We start from the raw sequence: 6,683 nt of genomic DNA, 5'->3' as shown, positions 1-6,683 counted from the left end.
GAAGACGTGGAAGAGCTTCTACCAGGCGCAGCGCAGCAAAGGGCTGAGCACGACTGCGGCTCTGGTGGTGCTGGCCCGAAAGCTCATGCGCGTGGACTTCTCGCTGTTCAAGCAACACGCGATGTTCGATGCCCGCCTGGCGGCCACTGTCGCTTGACGAGAACCATAGAACCTCAGCCCGAACGGTGGCGCCTGACTTGCGGTGATTGATCGGGGGGGGCCACCTGTCACGCAGCTGCCGCACGCCCCAGCGCCTGCTGCGTCCAGCGCACAATGTCCGCGCCACCCATCGCCCCGGGCTGGCGGGCGATCTCCCGGCCCCCGACGAACAGGGCCAGCGTCGGGATGCTGCGGATGTTGAAGCGTGCGCCCAGCCCAGGCTGCGCCTCGGTGTCGACCTTGGCCACCCGCACTTGCGGCTCCAGCGTGCGGGCGGCCTGTTCGAAGGCCGGGGCCATTTGCCGGCAGGGGCCGCACCAGGGCGCCCAGAAGTCCACCAGCACCGGCAACTGACCGCGGCCCACATGGCGGTCGAAGGCGGCGGCATCCAGCGCCACGGGATGGCCGGTGAACAGGGGCTGGTGGCACTGGCCGCAGTCGGGCGCGCTGCCGAGCTGAGCCGTGCGCACGCGGTTGGTGGTCTGGCAGTGCGGGCAGACGACGTGCAGGCCGTCAGCGGTGGCGGTGGTCATGGAGGGGTCTCCTTCCTGCGGCGGCAATGGCGGTGACGGGGCGGCGTCGTGGCGGCACGGGCCGCGCGGTCAGGCGGCTGACGGACCTTCCGCCTTTTCGCCCGACGGGGTGGCGCCACCGCGGGCGCGATCCTGCGCACGGGCGATGGCGGCGCGGGCGCTCTGCTCGGCCGCGAGTGCCGCCTCCAGCGGCGCCCGGCACAGGCCGGCGTGCTGATAGCGCAGGTTTTCGTAGATGGCCGCTGCGGCCGGCGAGGCCTGCAGCAGCGGCTGCAGCACGTCCGTGTCCTGGACCTGGTCCAGCGCGGCGGCCAGCCGCTGCGCCACCAGCCGGTACTGGCCGGCATCGGGGTGGCCGCGCTCCATCCGCTCCAGATCGTGGGCGAGCAGCACGGCATGGGGGGTGTGGGTGCGAGAGGTGTTCATGCCACCGAGTTTTGGGGCATACAGGCGCTTTGCAAGAGGCGCCCCCGCGCCGCCGCAGGCGTGCGCGGGGCGCCTGCTGCTGTGCCTCAGGCCAACTGCCGCAACGGTTCCCGCACGGCGTCGGCCGATGCGGGCCGCACCACGCGGGCCACTTCCCGGCCGTCCTTGAGGAAGACCAGCGTCGGCCACAGCTTGACGCCGAAGGCCCGGCCCAGCGGCCGGCCGCTGCCGTCTTCCACCTTGATGTGGCGCAGGCCTTCCGGCGCTTCGGCCAGGGCTTCGGCGATGGCGGGCTGGGCGCCCTTGCAGATGCCGCACCAGTTGGCGCCGAATTCGAGGACGGTGGGCCCGGTGAGGGCGGCCACCTCGTCCTGGCGCAGGCTTTCGGGTTCGTAGGGTCGTGTCATGGGGCGAGTGTGGCAGCGCTGCGCGGGCGGTGTGTGCGGCGGTGCCGGCGTGGGATGTCGGCAGGGGGAGTCGGATGATGGGACGTGAGCGGCGGGCCGCAAGGCGGGCGACGGGCTCAGCCGCCGCGCCGCGCCAGCTTGCGGTAGACCGTGGCCCGGCTCACGCCCAGCAGCCGCGCCGCCTCGGCGACATTGCCCTGGGCGTCGTCGACGGCCTGGCGGATCCACGCGGCCTGCGCCTCCTTCAGCCGCGGGCGCGCGGCGACGCGGGGGCTGGTGCCGCCGCTTCGCGTGGCACGCACCTGGGTGCGCAGGCCGCTCCAGAGCGGGACTTCGAGCGGCGCCCCGCCGCGGGTGGCGGCATCGAAGAGCAGATGCGCCGGTGCAGCGAACACCTCTTCCGCCGGCCAGGGCCCCGTGCCCTGCAGTCCCAGCAGTTGCCGCGCGAGCGCGTTCGCCCCGGTGATGCGGCCGTCGGCGTCGAGCACCAGCAGCCCGTCGCCGTCCGCGCCCTCGACCGGGGCCAGGCAGCCCGGCCAGTTCAACTGCAGCAGCAGCGCATGAGGCTGCGCGCGCAGGAGCCGGTTGCCGATGGTCTGGACCGCGTGGCGGGCCAGGTGCTGCAGCTCGGGCCGCTCGTCCACCTGCACGCCGGTCAGGTCCAGCATGCCGATGCAGCGGCCCTGTGGGTCGAACAGCGGCGCGCCGGCGCAGGTGTAGACACTGGTGTCGTCGAAGAAATGCTCGCCGCGGTGCAGCCAGACCGGGGCCTGCTCGGCCAAGGCCGCGCCGATGGCGGTGGTGCCGACGGCGCGTTCCGACAGGTCGACGCCGACGCGCGCGATGTCCGCGATGGCGCGCTCGTCCTGCGCCGGCAGCGTGCCCACTTCGAGCACCATGCCCTGGGCATCGGTCAGCAGCGCGAAGTAGCGGGTCGCGGCGATGGCGCGCGAGAGCCGGCCCATCACCGGCCGGGCAGCCTCGATCAGTCGCCGGCTCCCCTCGATGGCCTGGCGCAGCCGGGGCGCCGAGATGGGGTCGAACTGCACTCGCTCGCCCGGCTGGCGACCGGCCGCCAGGCAGCGCTGCCAGGAGCGCGTAATCCAGGGTTCGATGGGGGGCGCATGGCGTCCTTGTGTGCCATGCAGCCAGTGCCCGCGCGCCAGCGCGATGGCGCCGGCACGGTCGGGCGCGCGATGGACCAATGTCTCCATGGGGGGCTTTCGTGGGGGTGTTCCATTTTGAGAATTTCGGGCCCGACCGTCCATCGCGCTAGGGTTTTGCCTGAGCGCCGCCCCTGGGTGCGCGCGGAACATGAGACGCTCCGGCCCTCGTGCCACCCAGCCATCCCCTCGAATGGAGACAGCCAGCATGCAGGTATCCCTCAGCGTCAATGGCCGCGCCGTTAACCTCGACGCGCCGCCCAACACCCTCCTCGTCACGGCCATCCGCGAGCATCTGCAGCTCACCGGCACCCATGTGGGCTGCGACACCGCCCAGTGCGGCGCCTGCACGGTGCACATGAACGGCCGTGCGGTGAAGTCCTGCAACATCCTGCTGGCCCAGGCGGCTGGCGCCGAGATCACCACCATCGAGGGCATCGCCCAGCCCGACGGCACGCTGCACCCGATGCAGGCCGCCTTCAAGGAATGCCACGGCCTTCAATGCGGCTTCTGCACGCCCGGCATGGTGATGAGCGCGATCGACCTGTGCCAGCAGCATCCCGGTGCCGACGAGCAGGAGATCCGCGAGCTGCTCGACGGCAACCTGTGCCGCTGCACCGGCTACCAGAACATCGTCAAGGCCGTGAAGATGGGCGGCCAGGGTATGGCCGAAGGCCAGTCGGCCACCTCATCCGCCACCGCCACGGCCTGAGCGAAAAGGAGTCCGCCATGGGTGCATCCGACTTCTCCAAGCTGCCGCACATCGGCGAGGCCATCCGCCGCAAGGAAGACCTGCGCTTCCTGACCGGCGCCGGCAACTACACCGGCGACGTGGTGCTGGCCAACCAGGCGCATGCCGTCTTCCTGCGCTCGCCGCATGCGCATGCGGCCATCACGTCCATCGACACCTCGGCCGCGAAGCAGATGCCGGGCGTGGTCGGCATCTTCACTGGCGCCGACATCGACGGAAAGATGGGCGGCCTGCCCTGCGGCTGGCAGATCAACAACCCCGACGGCTCGCCCATGAAGGAGCCGCCGCATCCCATCCTGGCCATCGGCAAGGTGCGCTACGTGGGCGACCACGTGGCCATGGTGGTGGCCGAGACGGTGGAGCAGGCGCGCAATGCGTCCGAGGCCATCGTGGTCGAGTACGACGTGCTGCCCGCCGTCGTGAGCCTCGTCGACGCAGCCAAGAAGACCGGCCCCGCCATCCATGAGATCGCGCCCGACAACCAGTGCTACAAGTGGACGCTGGGCGACAAGGCACAGGTCGATGCCGCGTTCGAGAAGGCCGCCCACGTCACCAAGCTGGACCTGGTCAACAACCGCCTGATCCCCAACCCTATCGAGCCGCGCGTGGCCGTGGCCGGCTACAACCGCGCCGGCGACGAGTACGTGCTGTACGTGGCCAACCAGAACCCGCACGTCGAGCGCCTGCTGATGACCGCCTTCGTGCTCGGCCTGCCCGAGCACAAGGTGCGCGTGATCGCGCCGGACGTGGGCGGCGGCTTCGGCTCCAAGATCTTCCTGTACGCCGAGGACGTGGCGCTGACCTGGGCCAGCAAGCAGCTCAACCGCAACATCAAGTGGACGGCCGAGCGCTCGGAGTGCTTCCTCTCGGACGCCCATGGCCGCGACCATGTGAGCCATGCCGAGATGGCCATGGACAAGGACGGCAAGTTCCTGGCCATGCGCGTGCACACCGACGCCAACCTGGGCGCCTACCTGTCGACCTTCTCGACGGCGGTGCCCACCATCCTCTACGCCACGCTGCTGGCCGGGCAGTACACCACGCCGCAGATCTACGTGGAGGTGGACGCCTGGTTCACCAACACCGCGCCGGTCGATGCCTACCGCGGTGCCGGCCGGCCCGAGGCCACCTACCTGCTCGAACGCCTGGTCACCCGCTGTGGCTGGGAGATCGGCCTGGGCCAGGACGAGATCCGCCGCCGCAACTTCATCCGCGAGTGGCCCTACCAGACGCCCGTCGCGCTGCAGTACGACGTGGGCGACTACGAGGCCTGCATGAAGCGCGCGCAGGAACTGGCCGAGGTGAGCGGCTTCGACGCCCGCCGCGCCGAGAGCGAGAAGAACGGCAAGCTGCGCGGCATCGGCTATTCCAGCTACATCGAGGCCTGCGGCCTGGCGCCGTCGAACATCGCCGGGGCGCTGGGTGCGCGTGCCGGCCTGTTCGAGGCGGGCGAGGTGCGGGTGCATCCCACCGGCAGCGTGACGGTGTTCACCGGCTCGCACAGCCATGGCCAGGGCCACGAGACCACCTTCGCGCAGGTGGTGGCGGCGCGGCTGGGCATTCCGGTCGAGAACGTGGACATCGTGCACGGGGATACCGGCCGCATTCCCTTCGGCATGGGCACCTACGGCTCGCGCTCGATCAGCGTGGGCGGCGCGGCCATCATGCGGGCGCTGGACAAGATCGAGGCCAAGGCCAAGAAGATCGCCGCCCACCTGATGGAAGCCAGCGATGCCGACATCGACTTCAGTGGTGGCGAATTCAGCGTCAAGGGCACCGACAAGAAGATCCCCTTCGGCCAAGTGGCGCTGACGGCCTATGTGCCGCACAACTACCCGCTGGACAAGCTGGAGCCGGGCCTGAACGAGACGGCCTTCTACGACCCCACCAACTTCACCTATCCGGCCGGCACCTACATCTGCGAGGTGGAGATCGACAAGGCCACGGGCGAGGTCAAGGTGGACCGCTTCACCGCGGTGGACGACTTCGGCACCATCATCAACCCCATGATCGTGGAAGGCCAGGTGCAGGGTGGCATCGTGCAGGGCATCGGCCAGGCGCTGCTGGAGAACTGCGTCTACGACAACGAGACGGGCCAGCTGCTCACCGGCAGCTTCATGGACTACGCCATGCCGCGGGCGGCCGATTTCCCCAATTTCAAGCTCGACACCATCTGCACGCCCTGCACCCACAACCCGCTGGGCACCAAGGGCTGCGGCGAGGCCGGCGCCATCGGCTCGCCGCCGGCGGTCATCAACGCCGTGCTCGATGCGCTGGCGCCGATGGGCGTGAAGGAGTTCGACATGCCCGCCACCCCGGCCCGCGTGTGGGAAGCCATGCAGCGCGGCAGCACCACGCCCCAGCAGCAACCGCAGACGCCCTCGCTGGCGGCCAGCACCCAGGGCCGTCCGGCCGCCTGATCACCCTCGAAGGAAGGAGACTTTTTCATGTACGCATTCACCTTCGAACAGCCCGCCGCACTCGACGAGGCGCAACGCCTGGCAGCCGCCGGCGGCAAGCCGCTGGCCGGTGGCCAGACGCTGCTGGCCTCGATGAAGCTGCGACTGTCGGCGCCCGAGCAACTGGTCGACCTGGGCCGCTGCAAGGAGCTGTCGGGCATCGGCCTGCAGAACGGCGAGCTGGTCATCGGCGCCATGACGCGCCATGCCGAGGTCGCGGTCAATCCGCAAGTGCGCGAGGCCTATCCCGCGCTGGCCGACCTGGCCTCGCGCATCGGCGACCGCCAGGTGCGGGCCATGGGCACGCTGGGCGGCTCGGTGGCCAACAACGATCCGGCCGCCTGCTACCCCAGCGCCGTGCTCGCCTCGGGCGCGACCATCGTCACCACGCAGCGTGAAATCGCGGCCGACGACTTCTTCCTGGGCCTGTTCGCCACGTCGCTGGAGGAGGGCGAGCTGATCAAGGCGATCCGCTTCCCGCTGCCCAGGCAGGCAGCGTACGAGAAGCTGCGCCAGAAGGCCTCGCACTTCCCGCTGGTGGGCGTGTTCGTGGCCCGCTTTGACGACGGCGTGCGTGTGGCTGTCACCGGCGCGGGCAACGGCGTGTTCCGCCATGCGGGGCTGGAGCAGGCCCTGTCGCAGGCCTTCACGGCCCAGGCGGCCGGCGGCGTGGAGATCGACGCCAGCGAGCTCAACAGCGACCTGCACGGCACGGCGGCCTACCGCGCCAACCTGATCAGCGTGCTGGCGCAGCGCGCCGTGATCAAGGCGAGCCGCTAAGCTCG

Annotated in this window: 7 protein-coding genes; 3 read left to right on the top strand and 4 right to left on the bottom strand. The window is 70.4% G+C overall.

What is annotated here, in order from left to right:
- Positions 1-227 precede the first annotated feature (227 nt).
- The 4 genes from trxC to ABIC63_RS20525 all read right to left on the bottom strand — a co-directional run bounded on the left by trxC (position 228) and on the right by ABIC63_RS20525 (position 2,739).
- Positions 228-692, bottom strand: coding sequence for a thioredoxin TrxC (gene trxC, locus ABIC63_RS20540; RefSeq protein ID WP_354321144.1), 465 nt, complete (start codon positions 690-692; stop codon positions 228-230).
- A gap of 69 nt (positions 693-761) precedes the next feature.
- Positions 762-1,118: a hypothetical protein gene (locus tag ABIC63_RS20535; RefSeq protein ID WP_294370265.1), complete on the bottom strand. Its 357-nt coding sequence runs from the start codon at positions 1,116-1,118 to the stop codon at positions 762-764.
- An 86-nt stretch (positions 1,119-1,204) separates the two neighbouring features.
- On the bottom strand, positions 1,205-1,525 hold the full coding sequence (locus ABIC63_RS20530) for a thioredoxin family protein (protein WP_234194973.1): 321 nt from the start codon (positions 1,523-1,525) through the stop codon (positions 1,205-1,207).
- A gap of 116 nt (positions 1,526-1,641) precedes the next feature.
- Complete coding sequence (locus ABIC63_RS20525; protein WP_294370263.1) at positions 1,642-2,739, bottom strand: GAF domain-containing protein; 1,098 nt, start codon at positions 2,737-2,739, stop codon at positions 1,642-1,644.
- 157 nt (positions 2,740-2,896) lie between these two features.
- Between ABIC63_RS20525 and ABIC63_RS20520 the strand changes: the two genes are divergently transcribed.
- From ABIC63_RS20520 to ABIC63_RS20510, 3 genes are read left to right on the top strand one after another with little or no spacing between them, the layout of a single operon-like run.
- Complete coding sequence (locus ABIC63_RS20520; RefSeq protein ID WP_294370262.1) at positions 2,897-3,400, top strand: (2Fe-2S)-binding protein; 504 nt, start codon at positions 2,897-2,899, stop codon at positions 3,398-3,400.
- A 17-nt stretch (positions 3,401-3,417) separates the two neighbouring features.
- Positions 3,418-5,859, top strand: a complete 2,442-nt coding sequence (locus ABIC63_RS20515; protein ID WP_294370260.1) for a xanthine dehydrogenase family protein molybdopterin-binding subunit — start codon at positions 3,418-3,420, stop codon at positions 5,857-5,859.
- A 27-nt stretch (positions 5,860-5,886) separates the two neighbouring features.
- Positions 5,887-6,678, top strand: a complete 792-nt coding sequence (locus ABIC63_RS20510; protein ID WP_354321143.1) for an FAD binding domain-containing protein — start codon at positions 5,887-5,889, stop codon at positions 6,676-6,678.
- Positions 6,679-6,683: the final 5 nt, after the last annotated feature.

The sequence above is a fragment of the Pseudacidovorax sp. 1753 genome (genome assembly GCF_040544975.1).
GTDB lineage: Bacteria > Pseudomonadota > Gammaproteobacteria > Burkholderiales > Burkholderiaceae_C > Xenophilus.
Note: the sequence above shows the minus strand (reverse complement) of the source record. Positions and strands in the feature narration are given on the sequence as shown.

Bases quoted from the DNA above. Each gene is read 5' to 3' on its own strand.
- trxC (WP_354321144.1), bottom strand. From the start codon at position 692: ATGACCACCGCCACCGCTGACGGCCTGCACGTCGTCTGCCCGCACTGC.
- ABIC63_RS20525 (WP_294370263.1), bottom strand. From the start codon at position 2,739: ATGGAGACATTGGTCCATCGCGCGCCCGACCGTGCCGGCGCCATCGCG.
- ABIC63_RS20535 (WP_294370265.1), bottom strand. From the start codon at position 1,118: ATGAACACCTCTCGCACCCACACCCCCCATGCCGTGCTGCTCGCCCAC.
- ABIC63_RS20520 (WP_294370262.1), top strand. From the start codon at position 2,897: ATGCAGGTATCCCTCAGCGTCAATGGCCGCGCCGTTAACCTCGACGCG.
- ABIC63_RS20515 (WP_294370260.1), top strand. From the start codon at position 3,418: ATGGGTGCATCCGACTTCTCCAAGCTGCCGCACATCGGCGAGGCCATC.
- ABIC63_RS20510 (WP_354321143.1), top strand. From the start codon at position 5,887: ATGTACGCATTCACCTTCGAACAGCCCGCCGCACTCGACGAGGCGCAA.
- ABIC63_RS20530 (WP_234194973.1), bottom strand. From the start codon at position 1,525: ATGACACGACCCTACGAACCCGAAAGCCTGCGCCAGGACGAGGTGGCC.